The organism is Paenibacillus sp. V4I5 (assembly GCF_030817255.1).
In the GTDB taxonomy this organism is placed as follows: domain Bacteria; phylum Bacillota; class Bacilli; order Paenibacillales; family NBRC-103111; genus Paenibacillus_E.
The window spans coordinates 3,772,606-3,794,376 of sequence record NZ_JAUSZB010000002.1; the positions used below are offsets into that span (position 1 = coordinate 3,772,606).

Below are 21,771 nucleotides of genomic sequence, written 5' to 3' on the forward strand. Positions count from 1 at the left end.
TGAGTTCCTTGCGAAAAAAACGGGTTTTGCTCTTATCCGAGGGCTTCGGGAAAGGTCATACGCAAGCGGCTCACGCGCTTTCAGTGGAGCTTAGGCAGAGCTCATCTGAGATTATTACACGTGTGATCGAGCTTGGCGCTTTTTTACACCCTACCTTAGCACCTTGGATCTTTTCGGCATACCGCCGCACGGTTACATCACAACCCAAACTCTATGGTATGCTTTACCGTAATCAGTACGAAAAGTCGCCAAGTCGTGTTGCGGCGCTTGTTCTACATCGTATTTTCTATTCCCAAACGAAAGCAATCATCAAGCAGCTAAGACCAGATATCATCGTTTGCACGCATCCTTTTCCGAGCATTATCGTCTCTCGTCTCAAAAGAGCTGGACTTGATGTTCCACTCTTCACCGTCATCACCGATTACGACGTTCACGGCACATGGATTGATCCGGCAGTAGACAAATATTTGGTTTCAACCCCCATGGTGAGAGAACGCTTAATAGGACGCGGCGTGCCGGAATCGCATGTTGAAGTCACGGGGATTCCTGTGCATCCTAATTTCCGTTTGGAACATAGCAAAGAGCAGATTCGCCAAGAATTTGGTCTAAAAGCAATGCCCACGGTTATGGTTATGGGCGGCGGTTGGGGTGTATTTAAAAAGGAAGAAAAGGAAGAACTGCTGACATACTTGGCAAGTTGGAGCAAGGATATCCAGCTTCTAATCTGCCTAGGAACGAATGAAAAAGCGCGTCAACAACTACTCGAGGAAGACGTGTTCCGGCAGCCTAACGTACATCTAATCGGTTATACAAGCGAGATTAACAAGCTGATGGACATCTCCGATCTGCTCATTACGAAGCCGGGCGGGATGACTTGTACAGAAGCGATGGCCAAAGGCATTCCGATGCTGTTTTACAGTCCAATTCCAGGTCAAGAAGAGAAGAACTGCGACTATTTTCAGGAACAGGGTTATGGACAGAAAATCATTTCACTAGAGATGATAGATCACTGGTTTAAATTACTGCTTGAACAGTATCCCGAGCTTGTGAAACGTAGAACAGATATCCGCAACCATCAAAAATATACGGCGCAAGACTGCTCCACAGCCATCATGCAATACTTAAAGTTATCGGAGAAGCGTCCCTATATGCAGGCATCAACAACAACACCGCTCATACAATGGTATTAACCATGTATAGGGCGGTGTTTTATTTATGGATCCCCTTCACCGATTCGGCAAGCAGTTTATCTTCTCTTATTTGCTTATCTGGTTCGTCGGCAGCCTCTGGATGATGGCTGTGCTGGGCAGCGGTTCTGTTCAGGGGAAACTGCTCGGTGTCGACGTAAATCTGTATCACGAGTATGCGTGCTTTGGATTTGCGGGAGCTTTAGGTGGAGCGCTGTATGGACTGCGCATGTTTCATGAGCATTACCACGACCTCACTACACAGTGGGTGTACTGGTACCTGATGCGCCCGATATTATGCTTTGGATCAGCGATCATTACCATCGTCTTATTCGAGAGCGGTATTCTGCTGCTGCAGGTCGGGGACTCGATGGCCGCTCGTATCAGTGTGGCATTTCTTACCGGATATGGGTACGGGAAATTCATGGAGAAGATTCGTGCATTGACGATTACATTTTTTAATGGAAACGGGAATGGGAACAATTCCGGAAACAGCAGTAATGGCGGTGACCAGCCGAAGAACTAATACGATGGTGCAAAAAGACAGGTTGCGGCCGCAACCTGTCTTTTTTTTGCTCAAAATCACCTTAAGAACTAAAACAATCCAAATTTATATTGAATTGGATTCGATTAATTGGAGACTATAATTTTGTCACTCACTTGTATAAAGGAGAACACCATGAAAATATTTATTATTTTGTGTAGTTGTCTATTTTTGATGCAGCCAACTGCTAGTGCCGCTCCTAAGAAAGATCGAGCTTATTATGAGACACGCGGAGAAATCGTTTGGGAAATAACCACCGATGAAAAAGTCATTGCACTAACGTTCGACGATGGTCCTCATCCTGAGTACACAGCTCAGATTCTGAAACTGCTAAAACAGTACGAGGCTAGAGCCACTTTTTTCGTTGTTGGTAATAAAGTAAAACGGTTTCCTGACGTTCTAAATCAAACCCTACGTGAGGGTCATGAGATAGCTAATCATACATATAGCCACGCCTATCTAAGCAAAAAAAACAACATCAAAAAAGAAATTAATCAAACTGAAGAACTTATCTATGATACAACAGGAAGACGTTGCCTATTGTTTCGTCCACCTGGAGGGTTTTATAACGAACGACTTGTCGCTGCTGTTCGAGCAGAAGGCTATAAGATGATTATGTGGAGTTGGCAATTGGATACAAAGGATTGGAGTACACCAGGGGTCAACACAATTGTAAATCGCGTATTAAAGAATGCGAAAAACGGAAATATTGTATTATTTCATGACTATATTGAAGGTCCTACACAGACCATAGCAGCCTTGAAGATCATCTTGCCGGAATTAAAAAGTAGGGGTTATCAGCTGGTTACCGTTTCGCAACTTCTAAACTATAACAAGGCTGTCCCTGTAAAAATTGATTAGACATAGAGAAGCCTAAACCTAAAAGAGACATGAAATGGAGTGCTTTGCGATGGCACATGTTAAGCTGCGATATTGTTTGATCCTTTGTACGCTGCCTGTTTTATTCGGATTCACAGCATCCGCTGGCGATTCCATCATGACAGAGATTATGAATGAAGCTCCAAAAAAGCGGATCTTACCTATTTCCGCCAGAATAGATCGTGTTGAGGGTGCTATCCCTGGTTACAATGGTCTGGAAGTCGATATTCAAAAGACATACGAAATGAACAAGAATAACCTTGGCGGCAGATCTATTCATTATGTTTATAAGGAAATACCAGCGGAGATTCATCTTACTCAGTTGGGAGCAGCCCCGATTTATCGCGGTAACCCCCAAAAACCAATGGTTTCTTTCATGATCAATGTCGCATGGGGAAATGAATATATCCCTGTTATTCTCGATACCCTGGACAAGCATCATGTGAAAACAACTTTCTTTCTTGACGGTTCTTGGCTTAAAAAAAATGTGACAACGGCCAAACAAATCCTGAACCGCGGTCATGAATTATCCAATCATGCTTATTCTCATAAAAACATGAGCCAATTAAGCAATAGCCAAGCTTACCAAGAAATCTCGAAAACCGAGAAACTGCTTTCTCAAGAACTACAAGTAAAAAACCGATGGTTTGCTCCCCCGTCGGGTGATTTCGATAAAGAGACTGTAGAAGTTGCTCAAAGTATGAAGCTGAATACGGTGTTGTGGACGTTAGATACGATAGATTGGAGAAATCCAAGCCCACAATCCATTATTCATAAAATAAATACAAAAGCGGACAATGGTTTCTTAATACTCATGCATCCTACTCGATCAGCAAGTTCAGCCTTGGATGGCATGATTACCGCTGTCAAGAATAAAGGATTGCACGTAGGGACTGTAAGTGAAGTATTGTCTACAAAACGGGTTCCAGTTGGTGAAGAGTACTTCGGGACAGAATGACGTGGAACTTTTGAAGGAGTTACAGAACGCGCTTAGCCTGGACAAAGCGCTCTTTCCAAGAACTATTCAATTCAGATATCGTGACTCCAATGCCCTTGCGGAAGGTATGCAGCATAAGGCCGTTACCTAAGTACACCGCACCATGTCCGATACGGTCGATGCCAATTTTATTTTTTCTTTTGGGAGTGGTGAAAAACACGAGCTCACCTACACGTACCATTCTACGCCGATGACAAGGTCAGGGGGTATAGAGGATGGGATTTCATGGGTGATAAAACTGCAAAGAAGCCTTTCTGTCAGCAGTGCTCTGCTTCCAGAAAGGCTTCTTCTTCATTTCAGTGCATCAAACGTATGCACCTTGTTCCAATGTACACCACCGTTAGCGGTGGTGTACATCACGCTTGGCTGCTCATTGTCATTCGTGATGAGCCAGCCTTGATTGATGTCTGCCATAGCCAACAGCAGCTCACCATAACCTGTGAACGACTCCTTGCCGTTCACCCATGTCTTGCCGCCGTCCTTGGTCCACCCGACGGAGTTCGGCTTGTCGCAGCTCGGGCACTGGCCCCCCATAAAAGCTACGTCTGGACTCACGACGTAGAGAGGTCCGGGCCTTGCACCCGTGTTCTTCGGCCCCGATGTCTCACCCGCAGGCAAACCAGGGGCTGGACCACCTCCGGCGGTGCTGTTTGCCAGAACCGTCAGCCAGTTCTTCCCTCCGTCTTTCGTGTGAAACAACGAATACGAGGTTTGGGTCATTCCTGATTCCCCAATTAGCTCAACCCACGCATCGTTTGCACCCGCTGAACGAATAACGACACCGGTTAATGAGGCTGCTCTTACACGCGACATCACCTTATTCCATGTCTTGCCGCCATCCTGTGTTCGCTGGACTTCTATATGATCTTTAACTTGTCTAACAGCCCATCCATTATTTTTATCATGGAAATAGGCGTCCCCCTTCGTGCCCTCGGGTACTTGCAAGGAAGTCCATTTCACGCCTCCATCCACCGTGTGTGCATTTCCGCTAAATGCTTCCTGCTTCGTTACAAAATGAAGGAATGCCTGGTTCGGTACTTTACCAACAGAAGTCCAGTGCTGACCTCCATCCTTCGTACTTATCAGTTTACCTTCATCACCGATAACCGCCCAAGCATCTTGACTATTCAGTGCAAACAACTGCTTAATGTCGCCTGTCCCCTCGTATTGAACCTTCCATTTTACGCCGCCATCGTCTGTCCGTGCGATCCAACCTTTGCCGCCGATCCAGCCGGATTTGGCATCAGCCAGCCTTACCGCTGTTACCCCGTTCATCGATACCTTCGACGGTGTTTCATTACCTTTATTGGGAACAGCTGTCGAACTAGGAGCTGGCGTTTCAGCCGAAGCTGTCGGTTGTGGCGTGATAGCTGAACTAGGTGTCGGTGAATTTGAAGTATTCACTGGCCCGCTTGTTGTTCCGGATGATTCACACCCTGTAAGTGCAAATAGCGTTATTGCCAAAAGCGTAATTGTTTTTCTCAACATTATGATAACTCCCTTCACTTCTAATCGCTCATCGATCTACCTTATAGACGTAACTTTCATTGGAAAAGTTGAGATCAAGACAGATTGGATGATTGGCAAATTTAGTATGTCCCATAGCATATAGTGCTTATGTTGGCAATACGAATGACCGACATCCTCTTTCTAGCAAAATAATAAATTAGGCATGACTCATCCTATTGACGAATACAATCGAATCAAGGAGGGGGACATTGTTACGGAAAGGAAGAGGATCGGTTGAAATTCATCTGGGGTAAAAAAGAACTCACCTTAATGATCATTCCGGGCGCCAACCACCGAACCGTAAGATTCAAGCTTCCGCATAGTAGTCTGTATATTGTGCCAAGCTTGATCCTGCTCGTGTTGATTGGATTTTTTGTCACGATTTACTTAATGAATATCTACTCCCATCAAACGAGAACCAGCATGCAGCAAACGTTCGATGGACAAGAACGCCAACTGGTTAATCAAATTACACTTAAAAATAGCGAACTGGAACAGCTTCAAACCAATTTGATTGACTTATCCCAGCAAGCGAATGAATTTAAGGTGAAGTTAGAAGAAATTAAGAAACTCGATCATGTCATTCAGTTAATGAGTGAGCCGGAGGGAACGAAAGGGACAAGCAAAAAGCTGTCTATACGAAACCCAGAGCCGCTGGATGATGCCAGCTCTGACGTCGGGGGCAGCGAGATCCCGGTTTCATCGGAAGATGTTTCTCATCTGGTCAGCAGCACCAAACAAGGGCTTTCTACGTTAGTTGGAGATATTAACGCCCTACTTGTGAATCTGAATGAGTCGGAAGCCAAGCTGAAAGAAGCAGAGCGCCTGCGAAGCATCACACCAACGATCTGGCCAACGGTCACTCACAGCATTACATCGGGATTCGGCATTCGTAGAGATCCTTTTACACTTAAACCGACCATGCATGCAGGGCTGGACCTCGACGGAGAGATCAATGACTCTGTATTTGCAACTGCGGCGGGTAAGGTCATAGAGGCCGGTTTTGACAACGAACTTGGCAATTATGTTGTTGTCGATCATTCCCGCGGGCTTCGAACCAAGTATATGCATCTGAATAAAATCCTCGTCAAACGCGGAGAATCAGTAACGAAAGGCCAAAAGATCGGCCTACTCGGCTCCACAGGACGAAGCACGGGCTCCCATCTGCATTATGAAGTTCATAAGAACGGCGTCCAGATTAACCCCTCCCCTTATCTTATTGCCAATAGAAAGGAATGAATCCTAATGCTTGGAAGCTCCAGAACGAAGCAAATTGATACTAAAACAACCGACACATTGATTGGGGGGCAGTACCATTTGTGAAGGTAAAATCATGTCCGAAGCCAGCCTACGCATCGAAGGCCAGATGAACGGCGACATTGAGTGTGCGGGCGACATCACCATTGGTGAGAACGCTGTTGTGCAGTCCAACATCCAGGCACGCGATGTCATCGTTGCCGGCAAAGTGAAAGGCAATATTCACACCAAAGGCAAACTCATCGTGACCAGCTCCGGCGTGCTTGTTGGCAATATCGATGTCCGCTCCTTCATTATTCAGGAAGGCGGCATTTTTCAAGGAAGCAGTGCGATGAACCTCGCAGCTGTGAATGAAAAAGGCAGCGGAAACGGCAAAGTCATCGATGCTAAAGCACATAAACAGCAGAAAAATGAGCAACAGGCTGCCTCTGGCGGGAACTAAAATCAAAAGAGGCTGCCCCAAACTAACATGGCCTAACGGCCACCACCATGAATGAAAATGTACATGGCCTGTGAATCTGTACGTTCCATACTGGAACTGCAGGTCACAGGCCATTTCTTTGGGGTAGGGCAACTCTGAGTTCCAAACCGGCAGACTGAATTCCCACGAGTACTGCAATGGTTGCTTCAAGCACGTGTATAGAAATTCTTTTCACTTGAGGGTAAATGACCTGTTACCAAATTTATTCAGTAGGTGATGGAAAGGTGTGCGGGGTGGAAACGAAATTCATACTTTCATTGGAATTGTCCAATGGAATTGACTTGCAGGCCACCAAATCCCTACTTCCATTGGATTAATCCAACGGAAGTAGGTTTCAGCTCTCCGTTAGATCCCTCAGGATCGCCTGCAGATTCACCGTGGACCAGGTTGCCATCTCTATGATGAGTCGTTTCAAGCGTATTGCCTTCTGCTACTCATCCCGGGAATTCCGATTGCGCACAAATTGCGCGAGCAAACGGGCTCCGTAACCGGTCGCGCCTGCCGAATGCCAGCCTTGAGCAGACGAGACATCCTTTAAAGACGCCATATCGATATGAGCCCAACGCAGCGATGGCTGGACGAACTTACGCAAAAATAAAGCTGCCGTCGTAGCCCCAGCTTCTCCTACCCCGCTGATGTTGCATATATCCGCATAATCACTGTGCAGGTAAGCCTCATATTCATCGACAAGCGGGAGCTGCCATACTTTTTCGCTAACTTGCTTCCCCGCTTGTACGATCTCCGCCACCATTGCGTCATGCCCCCAGATTCCAGCATACTTGGAACCTAGTGCGGCTCCGCAAAAATAGGTCAAGGTCGCAATATCAACGGCTTCCACTGCCCCAAGGCGCTGAGCATGAATCAAAGTGTCGGCTAGTACCAAGCGGCCTTCCGAATCCGTATTGCCCACTTGAACCGATACGCCGTTCGGATATTGCAGCAGCTCGCCAGGCAGCAATGCCTCCCCGTCTGGCATATTTTCGGCAGCAGCAATAAGCACAACGACGTTCGCCTGCACGTCCCCAGCAGCAAGAATATCAAGGGCGCCTATCACGGCTGCCGCCCCAGCCATATCCATTCGCATATCGCTGATATCGAAGTCCTTCTTTAGACTGATACCGCCTGTATCAAAAGTAATGCCTTTGCCAATAAGTGCTGTAAGCGGCAATGTCTCATCCGTACAATAGCGCAGCTCCAGAAGCGCTGGAGGATACTTGCTGCTTTTGCCCACGGCGATCAAGCCGACCATCCCTAACTGCTCCAGACGCTCCCCTTCATAAACGACAGCCTCAACCTTCGTACAGGCAAAATGTACCATCGTCTTCTCGATGAGGGTCTTCGGACGCAGCATATTGGGGGGCTCATTCGCGAGATTGCGGGCTAGAATCGCCCCCTCTGCATAGAGGCGTCCCCATCGTACCGCTTCATTCAATGTATCGCTTGCTTCCTCTTCGAAGTCTGCATCGGTGAGAAACTGCAAGCTTACTTCCGCATGCTTGGTCTGTTTCGTTCGATATACCTCGAATGCTCACAGCGCTTCAGCAGCTCGCCCAAGTTAATGGCTGCTCGCTCTTTCTTGTGCTTGTTAACCGCTCGTCCTGCATTCCCCGCTGCCTCGCGGATTCGTTCCGTATCTAGGCGCGAGGCCTCTCCACAACCTACCAGCAGCGCGTCCCGCTCTCCAATACGGCCATGAAGCCAAGTCAGCTCCCCTCGTTCTCCCATATGAGGCAGAAGTGAATAGGCTTGCAGCCACGAAGGAAGGCGAGTCGCTCCCATCTCTTCGATGTCGTCTGAGCAGATGGGAATAATAAGAGTCTGGGCCGCATTTTCTCCCCCAACTGTAAAGGTCATCTTAAGACACCTCCATCTTCTAGACGCTGCCATGTATCAAAGGAATATCTTCCTTCTTGCAGACGAATGACGCGAGCGCCCCGAGGTAAGCCTCCGTAGGTGTTATAGCCTGTTACGCGGCCAAAACATAACCGAATATCATGCAGCGTACCACAGTAATCATTGTCATGATCATGTCCGACAAAGGTTCCCATCACATCGCCCATTTCCACCATTGCAGCAAATAACCCGCTGTTGAGTTTGGGACAACATACCTCTTCGTGCTTGATACCGCTCACTTTCCCCAGTTTCCATACATCGTTGTATTCAGGAAGCGGGATATGGAAAAACGCGAGACCAGGCCGTATTGCCCCGCTCCGTTCGCGGAGAGCAAGCGATTGTTGCTTATACCAATGCACCTGATCAGCGGCAATCCACGCGTAACCACCGACCGATTCTGGCGCCATCGCACCCGAATCGAGACAATAAAGCACAGCAGCCGGATTCTCGGATTCCACGCTTTGAATTGTGAGCATGTAATTGCCAACGCCGCTGAGATCGGCTGGTCCTGCTTGCGAGTAGCAAGTCTTATGTGTCAGCGCAATCGCCATCAGTTCCTCACGAGTCACATTTTCCTCGGCATCGTGATTACCGAATACGTGCGTCCAGGGTATGCTAGATTCAACTGCAGGAGCAATAGCTCTACGAAAGGATGCGGAAGGGTCAGATACGCCATAGCTTGAAATCAGGTCGCCCGTATACACGATGAGATCCGGCTTCTCCGCCGCTAGCACTGCTCTGACTAAAGCGAGCGTCCGCAAATCCGCTTCATTGTCCCTGTCGCCTCCAATATGCAAGTCCGTGAATTGCACAATGGTAAATGTTCCGTCCTCCCGGAACCTCAGATCGTTAGCCATTTGTCAGTGCCCCTTTCTTGTGCCGCGATTGCCCCATCTACCCTCGCAAAGCTGCTGAACGACTCTAAAATCTTTTGGAGTTATGCCCAGCATAATGCATAGCTAATCAAGCTGAATAGAAGATAAGCCTCGCATATCTTCTATTCCAAACTTAGATTTCATCGACATATCCTCGTTATATGACCTCAGAATGGTCGGATGTCTGTTCTTTATTTTGCCTGATAAAAGCTTCCAGCCCTTCCCGATCCGGAGTACCGTTGCTGCCGCCATAAGCTTCAACTGACATGGCTCCGCAAACGTTGCCATATAACAGGCAAGTCTCGACATTCAGCCCTGTTAAGAACCCATACATGTAACCCGCATTAAACGAATCTCCTGCTCCTGTCGTATCTAAGGCTTTGACGGAGAATCCGGGGCGAGACGTTTGCAAACCGTCTTTCATCGCTACGGCTCCTTTGGGGCCGAGCTTGACTACAACATGCTTACAGAAGCCCGACATATAGCTCAAGCAGTCATCTATGTGTTCGAAGCCCGTATAGTGGTGCGCCTCGGTTTCGTTCATCAGAAAGACATCTACATAACGCATCAATTCAAACACCCCGGAATACCATTCTCCGGTATCATCCCACCCTACATCGCAAGAAAGGGTGACTCCCATCTCTTTCAACTTCTTGGCCATAGCGACGAATTCGCCATGGTTGCGTCGTCCTCGATAACCGGTTACGTGGACATGTCTGCCTAACGTTACATGAGTTAAATCCAGATCGCTTACTTGCAGCTCCGCGTTTGATCCTGCATATGTAATGAAAGAACGATCCTGCTCAGGATTAATCGCTATCGTTATGCCTGTACGACTCGTTTGGCTAGTCAGGATCAGACTGGTATCGATACCATATTGTCCAAATTGTTCCCGGATATAACGGCCATAGCCATCATCTCCAAGAACACCGTTAAATGCTACATGCAGCCCTAACTTGGCTAATGAAATCGTAAATAGTGCCGCACCTCCGCCTACATGCATCAACATATCTTCAACAAAAATTTCCTGTCCCGGCAGAGGAATCTGATTACAGCCCACCACTACTAAATCAATATTGGCATCGCCGATGACAACCGCATCAAATTTGTTCATTCCGCACTCCCTCTCCCGCTCCGTTCTCTGTCTATCCTTCAGTTTGATAGGCTTTGCAGCTGTCGCGCACGACAAGCTTATGTCCTAATATCAAATCTTCCCTCGGACTGAATGTAGGATCTGAAATTAATTCAATCAGCGTATCCACCGTAATTTTCCCCATATCCTCAATAGGCTGCTCCATAGAGGACAAGCGCGGACGAACGAGCTCCGTCAGTTGGCTTCCATCAAATCCGATAATGGATATGTCATCGGGAACTTTTAGCTGATGGTCATGGATGCAGTTCATAGCTCCAACCGCCATATCGTCACTTACCGCAAATAAAGCCGTAGGACGAGGCTCACAGGCAAGCAGTTCCTTCATCAGATTGTATCCGCTCTGCGTCTTATAGTCTCCGAACCGGATATAGTCATTCACAATCCTTACCCCCTGATCTTTGAGTGCATTGCGATAGCCTACATAACGGTTCTGCCCTGAAGTGATGTCTCTCATATCCCCGCCAATAAAGGCAATTCGCTCATGTCCGAGCTCAATTAAATATCGGGTCGCATCATAGGCCGCTTCGTAATCATCGATAATGACAGAAACGAACTTATGATCTAGAGGTCTTACACTTGAAAAGATAACAGGAATATCTAATTTATTAATAAAACTCCGAATGTCCTCGCTTAATTTTTCATGCATAATAATAATGCCGTCTACACGCATCTCTTTAAACACATTCAAATATTTCAGCTCTTTATCCGTATCCTCGATAATGTTGCAGACCAGAAGGTTATAATCATTCAAGCTCGCCGTTTCCTCGATGCTGCTCAATATGGTGGAATAGAAGCTGGATGTCAGATCGGGAACAATGACGCCAATCAGGTTCGTTTTCTTCCGCACCAAACTCCTCGCAATGTGGCTCGGCGCATAACCAAGCTCGTCAATCGCTCGTTTTACTTTGGCCTTCAGATCGTCCTTCACGTATTTTTCTCCGTTTAACACTCTGGAAACTGTTGTTACGGATACTCCCGCTTTCTTGGCTACATCTTTAATTTTTGGCGCCATGATTATCATCCTTTCTTACTGGCAGCATGCACATTTTTCTCTATTATTCGACAAATAATGGCTGAGAGAAAGCCCCGAATCCACCTTCCAAGTAGACAGCGATGCGGATATAACCTTCATCGCCTTTGACCTTATACTTCACCTGTTTAATTCTTCCTGTTTCCTCATGAAGTATTCGGCCTTCTTTACCGATCAATGTCACATATTTATACATTTTATCATACAATGGGCTTGACCGAAGATCATAAATAATTTGACCGTCTTCTACCCGAATTCCATCAAATCCATAACCTGTAGAAACATAAAAGCTGCCCTCACGAATCGCGGTAAGAATAGCTCCATTCGTATTTTCTTCTGTTAGCACCATATTCCAGGCTCGTTTCTCCTGCCCGTAGACGTGTGAGTCATCATTTCCGAAGCCCCATACCCTGCGTCCTGCAGATAATAGATAATCCCATTTATCGAAAGCGATGTCGTATTCCGGATTTCCATCCCCATTCACAACCTCAACGCCATTGTACCGCTGCATGCTGAGCATATCCTCATGCCGCCAATAATGGGAGAAAAAACGGTTCGGATGAGCCAGTATAGATAGGCCCCCGTTCTCTACACATATATCGGAAAGCTTCTGATAATTGGCAATGGTAAATTCATTGGAGTAGCCGTCCATGAGAGATCTCGGAGGGTGGACAAGCAGCATGTGCGTTTGCGAACTGCTCACCTCAATGGCTTCAAATACAGTCCCAATCGTGTGCTCACCCTCATGCTCGGTAATCAGATCATGATCGGATATGCCTAGAAAGTCATAATCATGATACATGCGGTACACCACCCAAAGCGGATGATGCCCGTCACTGGCCGTCGTATGGTTATGAAAGCTGCCTCGCAGCCATATACCTTGTCTGTCATAGGGATTTGATATTACTGTCACTTACAACCTCTCCTCTTAGGCGTCTATTCTTTGACCGATCCAATCATCGCACCCTTAGCAAAATACTTTTGAATAAAGGGGTAGGCAGCAATAATCGGTGCCACAACCACGATGATCGTCGCCATCTTCAGGGAATCTCCCGTAAGCTGCATGCGTTCAAGCATTTGAAATTGCGTCGTACCGGCGGCCTGCATCAGTGAATCCCGAATCGCATCCTGTTTGGTTAACATCTCCTGCAGCAGGGTAGATAAAGGTCTGAGCGAAGCGGTTCGAACATAAAATGCACCTGTGAACCAATCATTCCAATGACTCACTGCTGTAAACAAAGATATAGTTGCCAGCACAGGCTTGCTGAGCGGCATGATAATCCGCATAAAAATGCCAAAATCGCTGCAGCCATCCAGCTTCGCCGATTCCTCCAGACTGATGCTAATTTGCTGGAAAAACGTCCGCAAGATAATCAAGTTCCACGCACTATATAGTCCCGGAAGGACATAGACCCAGATCGTATTGGTCAAATGCAGACTTTTGAGCAGCATATAATAAGGAATAATACCGCCAGAGAACAGCATCGTAAAAAAGACCATAAGTGTAAAAAATCGCACGCCCGGCATCGTCTTGCTTTTTAGCGTATAGGCGGCCATAGCTGATAAAAACACGCCTACAATGGTACCTAGAGCCGTACGAAATATGGAAATGGCAAATGCTTTGCCGATATTAGCCGATGTAAACACTTCCCGATAATTTTCTAGCGTCCAAACGCGGGGCCAGAAATAGATGCCTCCTCTTTCCGCATCCTTACCTGCATTAAAGGAAAGTGCCAGTATATTCAGAAAAGGCAATATGATGGATAGGCACAGGAGAATAATGAGTGCATAATTAACAAACTTGAATATTTTTTCACCTGCTGAGAGCTTATAAAATTCATTTCCCACGTTAATCTCTCCCCGTACTAAGAAGTGCGCTCCCGCCATGATCTGGGGGAGCGCCCGCTTCCCTGCTCATCCATTCATTATTTGAGAATAACCTTCGTTTTCGGATCGCTGTCTTTCTTCTGAAGCAGTTCTTCGAATTTGTCCAAGCCAGCTGCCTGCAGTTGCTTTTTCGATGCATCTAGAATTTTTTGCGCTTCATCCATACTCTTTGCATAGAACGCACGAATGACGCTTTCATTGTAGTTCGTTAAGGCTGTTTTTAATTCATTGCCTGTCGCATGCTCGTTAATAAATGAAAGGGGACGATAGCCATCGTTGATGATTGCGTTTTTCTTCTTCTCGTCATAGCCCCAGTACTCGGCAATTTTCAGCGGTGTCGCATTGGCTTCCGGTGAAATGGCATCGCCATACTGCATTTCGCCGAAATCGCCCAGTCTGTTGATATCCGTACTGCCGAGATAGCTTCCCCAGCCGTTCCCTACTCCCTCGAAGCCCAGCTCCTTAGCTGCTTTAGGATCTTTGTTCCGCAGCTCTAATACTTCTTTTTTAACCAAAGGATTGCCTTTGGCATCTAGCGTAAAATCTCTTCCCTCTAGACCGTACTGCCAGAGCAGCTTGCCTTCACGACTGGCCAGGAAATCGGCGAATTTGACGATATCTTGCGGATTTTTCGTTGTTTTCGGAATCGACCAGGCCATATACCCGCTCTTATAGTCAACCGACATCCGGTAGCTTCCATCCAAAGAATTAATAGGTCCGAGCGGAAGATAGCTCATGTCTTTATTGAAGTCCAAATAACTATGCATATCGCCGATGATGCCAAATGAGCCGTTAATAGCTCCTTCCGTTGCTTTGTTTTCCTGCATCGCGTAATAATCCGGAACCATTAATTTTTCCTTCAGCAATTTTTGAACAAACTCAATGCGTTTCAGCGGATATTCCGTCTTGCTTTCGTGAACAATTTTACCTTCCTTGTTCTTTTCGAAGCGTTGGTCAACCGCTCCCCAGGTCATATCATTGAATAGAGGTCCATTCTCGTGATTGCTATTGCCCCAATATCTAGGTCCCAGGGGGGTAACCGCTTTTCCGTTTTTATCTTTGAAATTGCCGTCTTTGATTTTCTGGGCCAATTCATATACTTGATCCGTTGTTTTAATCGTTCGAGGATCAACCTTCAGCGCTTCGGCGATATCTTTACGTATAAAAGGACCTCCGACATACTTGCGCTCTTCGTAGCCGCCCTCTCTTTGAACGTTCATATGGACAAAGTAACTGGAGCCATTAAATTCCGGACGGAACATAACAGCGTTCTTCGTATCAAGCGGCAAATATTTATCATCCAGGTACTTGCTGTACACCTTGGTTCCTTTTATAAGAGGAGTCAGGTCTGTAAACATGTCTTCTTTGGCTGCTTTCAGAATGACTGGCATTTCTTGGCGACCGCTGTTATTCAGATAATAAACGATGAAGTCCGGTAAATCATTGGAAGCCAGCCCTGCAATCAGACCGTCAATCGCATGCTGCGAGTTCACACCCTCCATTTGCAAAGTAATCCCTGTCATTTCTTTCAGCTTCTTGGCAATCTCCGGATTGATGTCTTTCGTTATATCATCGCTGTCAATAAACAGAAGCCCCTTGATTGTTCTGTCTGCAATCCAAGTTGCGGGCTTGCCGCTGCTGGCTGTCGTTGACGGTGTTGAACTAGCGTTGTCCCCTCCACTTGCTGGTTGATTGGAACTTTCACAACCGGCAAGCAGCAAACTTGCTGCCAAAGGCATGGTAACCCACTTGACCCATTTTTTGCTCATACAATACTCCCCTTATCTTTCAATTTTTATGAACAACACCCGAAGGCGTCCTTCAACAGTTGAAAAGCGGAATCATGGTAACGTTACCATATTGATTCGTCAAAAAACTTTTTGGAAGCACGATTAGCAGCTACAACAAGAATCAGTCCAATAACACCCTGCATTAAACCAACAGCAGTCGCATAGCCGTATTGTCCATTTTGAAGCCCTACACGAATGATATAGGTGTCAAGAATATCGGCTAACTCCATATTTCCAGGTGTTCTCATGAGATAAATTTGATCAAATCCCGCCTGTAGAATGCTGCCCAGCGACAAAATAAACAGGATCGAAATCGTTAATCGAATGCCCGGCAAGGTAACGTGCCAGATTTCATGCCATTTATTAGCACCATCAATTTTGGCGGCTTCATGCAGCTCAGGATTAATGCTGGCAATAGCGGCCAAATAAATGATGGAATCCCATCCTATGCTTTGCCAAATATGGCTTCCAAACATGAGTGGATAAAAGTACTTGCTCTCCATCATGAAAAAAGTACTTCCGTCTCCGCCGAAGAATCGAATTGCCTCGTTCAGCAGCCCTGTTTCGGGAGCAAGCACTCGCTGCATAAGGCCAATGACGATAACCCAGGAAAGAAAATGCGGCAAATAGGATATGCTCTGTGTGATTCCGCGAAATCTTCGGCTTCTGACCTCATTGAACATCAGCGCAAGCAGAATCGGAAAAGGCAGCCCCAGAAATACTTTGATACTGCTGATAATAAGTGTGTTTTTAATCAACTTTGCGCTTTGATAATCGTTAAAAAAGGCTTTGAAATACGTTAACCCCACCCAAGGACTGCCAAGGATTCCCTTGTTAAACTGGTAATTCTTAAAGGCTAGCATGAGTCCACCCATCGGGATATACGAAAAAATAACGAAAAATACAATACAGGGAAGGAGCATGAGATATAAATGCTTGTGCCCAAGAATTCTTTTCCCCAGATCCGCATTTTTCTTCTTCGCCGCAGCGCCAACTCTTGCTTGCGGCAGATTCGTTTCCATGTTATAACCACCTTCCTATTGGTTTCTGCAAACTTGTCTGGTATCGATTCCATATTACCTAAAATAAAAGAATCGAGATAAGAATTAAACAAGTAAGCGTTCTATGGAATCGCTTTCATACTGGAACTATTTCCAGTATAATGAAAGTGGTTTCGTTTGACAATACTTTTTTGAGTTCATATTTTTTAAATTTTCTGTAAAATAATTCTTCATCCTGTAGGAATGAAAAAGAAGCCAGCTCCATCCAAGATTCGGATCGAAACAGGCTTCTTCCCTTACTTCTCGCTCTTTACTTCTTCGAGCATCGACAAATCGACGAATTTACTAAGGTTGAGCTCCTCTTTGTTAATGCCCTTAATATAGAGAGCATCGATGGATACCTTTGCCATCTCCTCCATCACCTTGACGTCAACGTCAGTGGTGAGTTTCAAACGGCTCAGTGAGGCTTTGATCAGGTCTATGTCCATTCCTTTACCGCTGTATTGCTTCAGCTGGTTGTTGATGAGATCATAGGCTTGCTCCGGACTGTTCTGGATGAACGCGATGCCATCCCTATTCGCCTTGATCGCGCCTTTCACCATATCCCGGTGCCGCGCAATGTACTTGTCGCTCGCGACCATGATGACCGTCGGATAATCGCCGTTGTTCGGCGGGATCGCCTTCCAGTCGACGACGACTTTGCCAAGTCCGGCCTTCTCGATCTGTGTCCCCCATGGCTCGGGGACGAGCGTCGCATCGATCTCCTTCTGACGGAAGGAGATCAGCGCATCCGACGGGGAGCGCACGATGAGGTGGGCGTTGTCCGCACCTCGACCCAAGCCCACTCCCTCTTGCTCAAGCAGCAGACGGAGTGAGATTTCGTTCGTGTTCCCTTTGGAAGGAATCGCAATTGTTTTATCTACTAAATCTTTAACGCTATTAATTCCTGTGCCATTCCGAGCCACAAGCACCGCGCCGCCATTATTCGAACCGGATACGACCCGGTAATTCTCACTTTTCAAAAAGAAAGTTGTCGCAGGTCCAGGACCAACGAATCCGATATCGATATCCCCTGTCGCCATAGCGATAGATAGGTCAGAGCCGTTATCGAAGGCTGTAACCTCAATCTTAACTTCGTTGCCCCATTCCCGAACGAAATAACCTTTTTCCAGCGCGATATAGGCTGCGGCATGTGTGACATTTTTGAATACACCGACTCGTACCACTTGTGCTTTGCCTGTAGGAGTCAGCTTCTCACCACAAGCACTTACCATCACAACCACGACCAGAAGCAGAAGCATCAGCCATGCACGTTTTCTCATCCGACCCGCCGCCCCCTACTCAAGACTTCGAGCCAGCGAGGCCGTATCGCTCTAGCACTTTGTCTTCAAGTTTCTTAAAGCAGAAGTGATCAGATACCGTGCCCAGTACCGCGATAATAATGACAATACACAGCATCAGTGATGTATCGCCAAGATTTCTTCCGTCCTGCAATAGCTGGCCTAGACCAGCCCCTTTGGCAATAAGCTCACCGGCAACAAGCGCGCGCCATGCGAAAGCCCAAGCCGTGCGAACACCATTGATCAAATGCGGGAAAGCGGCAGGAATCATGACCTGCACGAATAAATTAAACCCATTGCCCGTTCCCATCGTTTGCGCGGCGCGTAAATAAATGGGGGGGATGTTTTTGATCCCTGTGCGGCTGGCCAAGGCCATCGTCCAGGTTGCTCCGAGTGTCGTAATGAAAATAACAGATGATTCGTTAAGACCAAACCAAATAATAGCAAAAGGCAGCCAAGCAATACTCGGAATGGTCTGCAAAGAAACCACCAGAAATCCAAGTGTATCATCCAGCATTCTGTAACGTGCGAATAAGAACCCAAGTGTTGTGCCTATTAGCAAAGACAAAGCAAAGGAAACCACCAACCTCGCCATACTTGCAAATGTCGCTTGGAGCAGTTCACCATGCACCAACCCATCGTAGAAGGCTTGCAAGGTTTGGGTAGGCGAAGGGAACTTCCATCCCCATCCGAATAATCTAAATCCCGCCTCCCAAGCTATCAGAAGCAGTACCAGAAAAATCGTTCTTCTTGATGCTGTACTCATCGCCAGTCTCCTCCCTTACCACTTTCTCCAGCTCGTCTGCCAACGCGTCCATGATCGAATTCTCCACATGATGGAGCACGGTGTCTGCACTATCCCGAGGTCTCGCCGCTTTCACGGCGAACTCCTTCTTAATGGTCCCGGGACGCGTGGACATCACGAATACACGGTCCGAGAGGATCACGGCTTCACGAATGTTATGGGTGATGAAGAGGATCGTTTTTCGCGTACGCATCCAGATTTCTTCCAGTTCTTTATGCAAAATAAGGCGCGTTTGCTCATCCAAAGCGGCAAAAGGCTCATCCATCAGCAATATCTCTGGGTCCATGGCAAGCGCCCGGGCGATGGCGGCCCGCTGCTTCATCCCGCCCGAAAGCTCATGCGGATAACGATCCGTAAAACGGCTGAGATGCACAGCTTTGATCTGTTCCATCGCCAGCTCGTAACGCTCTTTTTTACCAATACCCTTCTGCTTGAGACCGAAGGCTACATTGTCCAGCACCGTCAACCATGGGAATAGACCATGCTCCTGGAACACGACGACACGGTCTGCTCCAGCGCCGGTCACCTTTTTCCCATTCACCTGAATAACGCCTTCACTCTGCGTATCGAAGCCTGCGACCAAATTCAACACGGTCGATTTCCCGCATCCGGACGGGCCCAGCAGGGAGACGAACTCCCCTTTTTCAATCGTTAAAGTGATATTATCCAGCGCCTGATAGCTGCCGCCTAATCGCTGAACAAACGTCTTACTAACTCCTTTAATCTCGATCAAAATGCCTACCTCCACTCGGGCATGCCCCGTCGTTTTTCACCTAAAACAACATTTTTAATCCTGCCAAGCCAAGTCCGATAATAAAACCGCATATCGCACCGTTGACACGAATCCACTGCAAATCATTGCCGAGCTTATCTTCCATTAACTGGGTCAGCTTATCGTTCGTCAGCTTATCCAGATTTTCTTTGACGAGTTGACCGATTTTGCTATGATTTTTCTCCAAATAAGCAGCGATTTGCTCTTGAATCCAGCTCTCGCCGCGCTGCAGCATATCCTCGTTTTCTTTCACTGAAATCAGCATTTTACGAACCACCGGAACCACATGCTGAGGCACAAAATCCGGCTGATCCACGAAATCCTCTGCCTTCGCCTTCAACCGCTCTAACAGCCCCGATAATTTCTCATCGAGATCAAATAGGCCCGGCAGCTTCGCTTTCAAGCCTTCTAGCTCAGCCAAAAGCTGTGGATTCCGCTCAAGCTTGTTCAGTTCATTCCGAATAAAGGTAAGAACCGCTTCCCTGCGCGGATGATTCTTCGTTCGCATTTGCTCAATGTAGGAAAGAACGAAGTTCTGGATAATGCCCCCGATCTTCTCTTCATTCACCATACCGATGAAGGCATTAACGGCAAATGCCATGAAGCCATTCGACTGCAGGCCCTCGAACGCTTTGAGCGCCATTGCACCCAACTGATCGCGCGTATCCGACTTAACGGCCCATGCTTCCACTTTATCGATAACAAAATCAAACGTTTTGCCGTCATAACCGCCATCAACAATGCTGTCCACAATCGTACTAACGAGTCGACTCGTGTCTACTTCTTGTAGAGCCTTATGAATTTCCTCCGCTAAAAGCGGCGTCAATTTGTCCAGATCAATCGCATTTAGAGCCTGTTTGGCTAGTGTCGAGAGACCCTTGTGAAGCGCCACATTATCCAAATGGCTTTCCGCCAGCTCAAGCCCATGTTCTAGGAAACGAATTTGCTGCAAACGAACACGAATGGTTTCTTTGGAAAGCAGTTCATTTTCAACAGTCGAGACAAGCGCTTTCGTAATCTTCTCACGATTTTTCGGCAATAATGCCGTATGCGGAATCGGAATGCCCAGAGGGTGACGGAACAGGGCACTAACCGCAAACCAGTCAGCCAAACCGCCTACAACTCCAGCCTCAAAACCACCTTGCAAAAAGGTTCCCCATATTGTTGAAGATACCGGTGTGGGCAACGTGGCCAAAAAGCCTGCTCCCATAACCCCTAAGGAAACCGTCGCTATATACTTTGCTTCTCTTTTCATTGTCATAACATCTCTTTCTGCTCGAAGTTAATTAATCATTCCTTCTATTTTATCACAAAATGCGACGAATACCGTTCTCGAACCTTTTTTTGTTGAATACACTTCGTTGATACGTAATAAATGAATGGGCATGGCGTAAAGTTTTAGTTATAGGAGGAGATTTTTCATGAGCCTAAATGAGACAATAACACCATGGCAGGAGCATTTATTCTGGGTCGAAATTTTACAGGATCATGCCATCTTTGTGGACGAGGCGCTCGCGAATGAAGAGGTGCAATGGATTACGATTGCCAAGCGTTACATTGGTGCTTTCACAGAGCTGCGGAACCGCATTTTGAAAACTGATCCAAGACTGCCTGTCTCCTCAGAAACGATGATTCAGCTCTCTAAAGATATTTACCCTGTTGTTCAAGGTTATTATCAATTCGAGGGCTATTTGCAGCATCTTCGCATCCAAAATAAAATCGTTGTCTCCTTAACTCCCGTCTATTTCAATGGAACCCTTTTGGAAAATGGTGAATATATACGGATTTTACATTATTGGATGAACGGTACTCCTTATGAGCCCCTTCCGCTTGTTACGCTGGTGGAAATGTGGCTGGAGGATCAACTCGGTCATGCTGTTCTTCTAGGCAATCATTTGGACCCTACGGAATTGGAGCTGATCAAAACCACACAACTATTCGCTCAACAATTCAGTGCTCACATCGTTACAAACACAGCAATCCGCGGCTTCCTCCGCTTCACAGCGCCTAATTTCCCCGTTCAGCAAAAGTTTGCCCGGCAAGTGGCCGAAACCGTCATCCGTTTTTACCATGTCGTCGAGGGTGTTATTCGCGATTATCAAGAAACCGAACTGCTCAGCCGGTTGACACTGCGGTTCCTTGAGCATCATATACCCGAGTCGTGCTATTTCCTGCGCAAGCTGGCGGCCTATAATGTGGAAATTCTGGCTCTTCCGAATTGTCCGTTGACGAAGCCTTCTTTTGAATAACAGCTTTGGGAAATGCCCTGAGGGCGAAAATATCCACTCCGGAGTTGTACAAAGTGCAAGAATTTCTCTCAAATCGGGCATCTTTGAAGCAAATTAGAACAAATTGTTGCACAGCGTACAAC

The 21,771-nt window shown here is 46.8% G+C and carries 22 protein-coding genes; 7 read left to right on the forward strand and 15 right to left on the reverse strand.

The window, feature by feature from the left end; translation table 11 throughout:
* Positions 1–8: 8 nt before the first annotated feature.
* From QFZ78_RS19010 to QFZ78_RS19025, 4 genes are all read left to right on the forward strand, one after another.
* Complete coding sequence (locus QFZ78_RS19010) at positions 9–1,190, forward strand: MGDG synthase family glycosyltransferase (RefSeq protein WP_307549905.1); 1,182 nt, start codon at positions 9–11, stop codon at positions 1,188–1,190.
* A gap of 25 nt (positions 1,191–1,215) precedes the next feature.
* Positions 1,216–1,713 carry a hypothetical protein gene (locus QFZ78_RS19015; RefSeq protein ID WP_307549906.1) on the forward strand — a complete coding sequence of 166 codons (498 nt, stop codon included), beginning with the start codon at positions 1,216–1,218 and terminating at the stop codon, positions 1,711–1,713.
* Positions 1,714–1,866: 153 nt separating this feature from the next.
* Positions 1,867–2,592: a polysaccharide deacetylase family protein gene (locus tag QFZ78_RS19020; protein WP_307549907.1), complete on the forward strand. Its 726-nt coding sequence runs from the start codon at positions 1,867–1,869 to the stop codon at positions 2,590–2,592.
* Positions 2,593–2,641: 49 nt separating this feature from the next.
* Positions 2,642–3,568, forward strand: a complete 927-nt coding sequence (locus QFZ78_RS19025) for a polysaccharide deacetylase family protein (RefSeq protein WP_307549908.1) — start codon at positions 2,642–2,644, stop codon at positions 3,566–3,568.
* Between the two features lie 19 nt (positions 3,569–3,587).
* Here the strand turns inward: QFZ78_RS19025 and QFZ78_RS19030 are convergent, their stop codons facing one another.
* Together QFZ78_RS19030 and QFZ78_RS19035 are read right to left on the reverse strand one after the other, a co-directional pair.
* The gene (locus tag QFZ78_RS19030; protein WP_307549910.1) at positions 3,588–3,788 is read right to left on the reverse strand and encodes a C40 family peptidase; all 201 of its coding nucleotides are present in this window, start codon (positions 3,786–3,788) and stop codon (positions 3,588–3,590) included.
* A 110-nt stretch (positions 3,789–3,898) separates the two neighbouring features.
* On the reverse strand, positions 3,899–5,095 hold the full coding sequence (locus QFZ78_RS19035; RefSeq protein WP_307549912.1) for a WD40/YVTN/BNR-like repeat-containing protein: 1,197 nt from the start codon (positions 5,093–5,095) through the stop codon (positions 3,899–3,901).
* A gap of 255 nt (positions 5,096–5,350) precedes the next feature.
* On the opposite strand from QFZ78_RS19035, the gene QFZ78_RS19040 reads away from it, so the two are divergent.
* Together QFZ78_RS19040 and QFZ78_RS19045 are read left to right on the forward strand one after the other, a co-directional pair.
* Entirely contained in the window at positions 5,351–6,355 is a 1,005-nt protein-coding gene (locus tag QFZ78_RS19040; protein WP_307549914.1) for a M23 family metallopeptidase, read from the forward strand.
* Positions 6,356–6,449: 94 nt separating this feature from the next.
* A complete protein-coding gene (locus QFZ78_RS19045) occupies positions 6,450–6,815 on the forward strand; it encodes a polymer-forming cytoskeletal protein (RefSeq protein ID WP_307549917.1) in 366 nt (121 codons plus the stop codon).
* Positions 6,816–7,284: 469 nt separating this feature from the next.
* Here QFZ78_RS19045 and QFZ78_RS19050 read toward each other — a convergent pair whose 3' ends face one another.
* From QFZ78_RS19050 to QFZ78_RS19110, 13 genes are all read right to left on the reverse strand, one after another.
* Entirely contained in the window at positions 7,285–8,334 is a 1,050-nt protein-coding gene (locus tag QFZ78_RS19050) for a M17 family metallopeptidase (protein WP_307549919.1), read from the reverse strand.
* A gap of 2 nt (positions 8,335–8,336) precedes the next feature.
* Positions 8,337–8,708: a M17 family peptidase N-terminal domain-containing protein gene (locus QFZ78_RS19055; RefSeq protein ID WP_307549920.1), complete on the reverse strand. Its 372-nt coding sequence runs from the start codon at positions 8,706–8,708 to the stop codon at positions 8,337–8,339.
* A complete protein-coding gene (locus QFZ78_RS19060) occupies positions 8,705–9,604 on the reverse strand; it encodes a metallophosphoesterase family protein (protein ID WP_307549922.1) in 900 nt (299 codons plus the stop codon). The genes QFZ78_RS19055 and QFZ78_RS19060 overlap by 4 nt, the downstream gene beginning before the upstream one ends.
* Positions 9,605–9,779: 175 nt before the next feature.
* Positions 9,780–10,736, reverse strand: coding sequence for a carbohydrate kinase family protein (locus QFZ78_RS19065; RefSeq protein WP_307549924.1), 957 nt, complete (start codon positions 10,734–10,736; stop codon positions 9,780–9,782).
* A 31-nt stretch (positions 10,737–10,767) separates the two neighbouring features.
* Positions 10,768–11,787 carry a LacI family DNA-binding transcriptional regulator gene (locus QFZ78_RS19070; protein ID WP_307549926.1) on the reverse strand — a complete coding sequence of 340 codons (1,020 nt, stop codon included), beginning with the start codon at positions 11,785–11,787 and terminating at the stop codon, positions 10,768–10,770.
* Positions 11,788–11,830: 43 nt separating this feature from the next.
* On the reverse strand, positions 11,831–12,718 hold the full coding sequence (locus QFZ78_RS19075; RefSeq protein WP_307549928.1) for a CehA/McbA family metallohydrolase domain-containing protein: 888 nt from the start codon (positions 12,716–12,718) through the stop codon (positions 11,831–11,833).
* Between the two features lie 23 nt (positions 12,719–12,741).
* Entirely contained in the window at positions 12,742–13,653 is a 912-nt protein-coding gene (locus QFZ78_RS19080; protein ID WP_307549929.1) for a carbohydrate ABC transporter permease, read from the reverse strand.
* Between the two features lie 77 nt (positions 13,654–13,730).
* Positions 13,731–15,461 (reverse strand): extracellular solute-binding protein, encoded by a 1,731-nt coding sequence (locus QFZ78_RS19085; protein ID WP_307549930.1) that lies wholly within the window; start codon positions 15,459–15,461, stop codon positions 13,731–13,733.
* A gap of 83 nt (positions 15,462–15,544) precedes the next feature.
* On the reverse strand, positions 15,545–16,405 hold the full coding sequence (locus QFZ78_RS19090) for an ABC transporter permease (protein ID WP_373460466.1): 861 nt from the start codon (positions 16,403–16,405) through the stop codon (positions 15,545–15,547).
* Between the two features lie 374 nt (positions 16,406–16,779).
* Complete coding sequence (locus tag QFZ78_RS19095; protein WP_307549933.1) at positions 16,780–17,805, reverse strand: ABC transporter substrate-binding protein; 1,026 nt, start codon at positions 17,803–17,805, stop codon at positions 16,780–16,782.
* Positions 17,806–17,824: 19 nt separating this feature from the next.
* Positions 17,825–18,589: an ABC transporter permease gene (locus QFZ78_RS19100; RefSeq protein ID WP_307549935.1), complete on the reverse strand. Its 765-nt coding sequence runs from the start codon at positions 18,587–18,589 to the stop codon at positions 17,825–17,827.
* Positions 18,522–19,361: an ABC transporter ATP-binding protein gene (locus QFZ78_RS19105; RefSeq protein ID WP_047687171.1), complete on the reverse strand. Its 840-nt coding sequence runs from the start codon at positions 19,359–19,361 to the stop codon at positions 18,522–18,524. Before QFZ78_RS19105 ends, QFZ78_RS19100 begins: the two co-directional genes overlap by 68 nt.
* A 40-nt stretch (positions 19,362–19,401) precedes the next feature.
* Positions 19,402–20,655 (reverse strand): DUF445 domain-containing protein, encoded by a 1,254-nt coding sequence (locus tag QFZ78_RS19110; RefSeq protein WP_307549937.1) that lies wholly within the window; start codon positions 20,653–20,655, stop codon positions 19,402–19,404.
* Between the two features lie 166 nt (positions 20,656–20,821).
* Between QFZ78_RS19110 and QFZ78_RS19115 the strand changes: the two genes are divergently transcribed.
* Positions 20,822–21,649, forward strand: a complete 828-nt coding sequence (locus QFZ78_RS19115) for a DUF2935 domain-containing protein (protein WP_307549938.1) — start codon at positions 20,822–20,824, stop codon at positions 21,647–21,649.
* Positions 21,650–21,771: the final 122 nt, after the last annotated feature.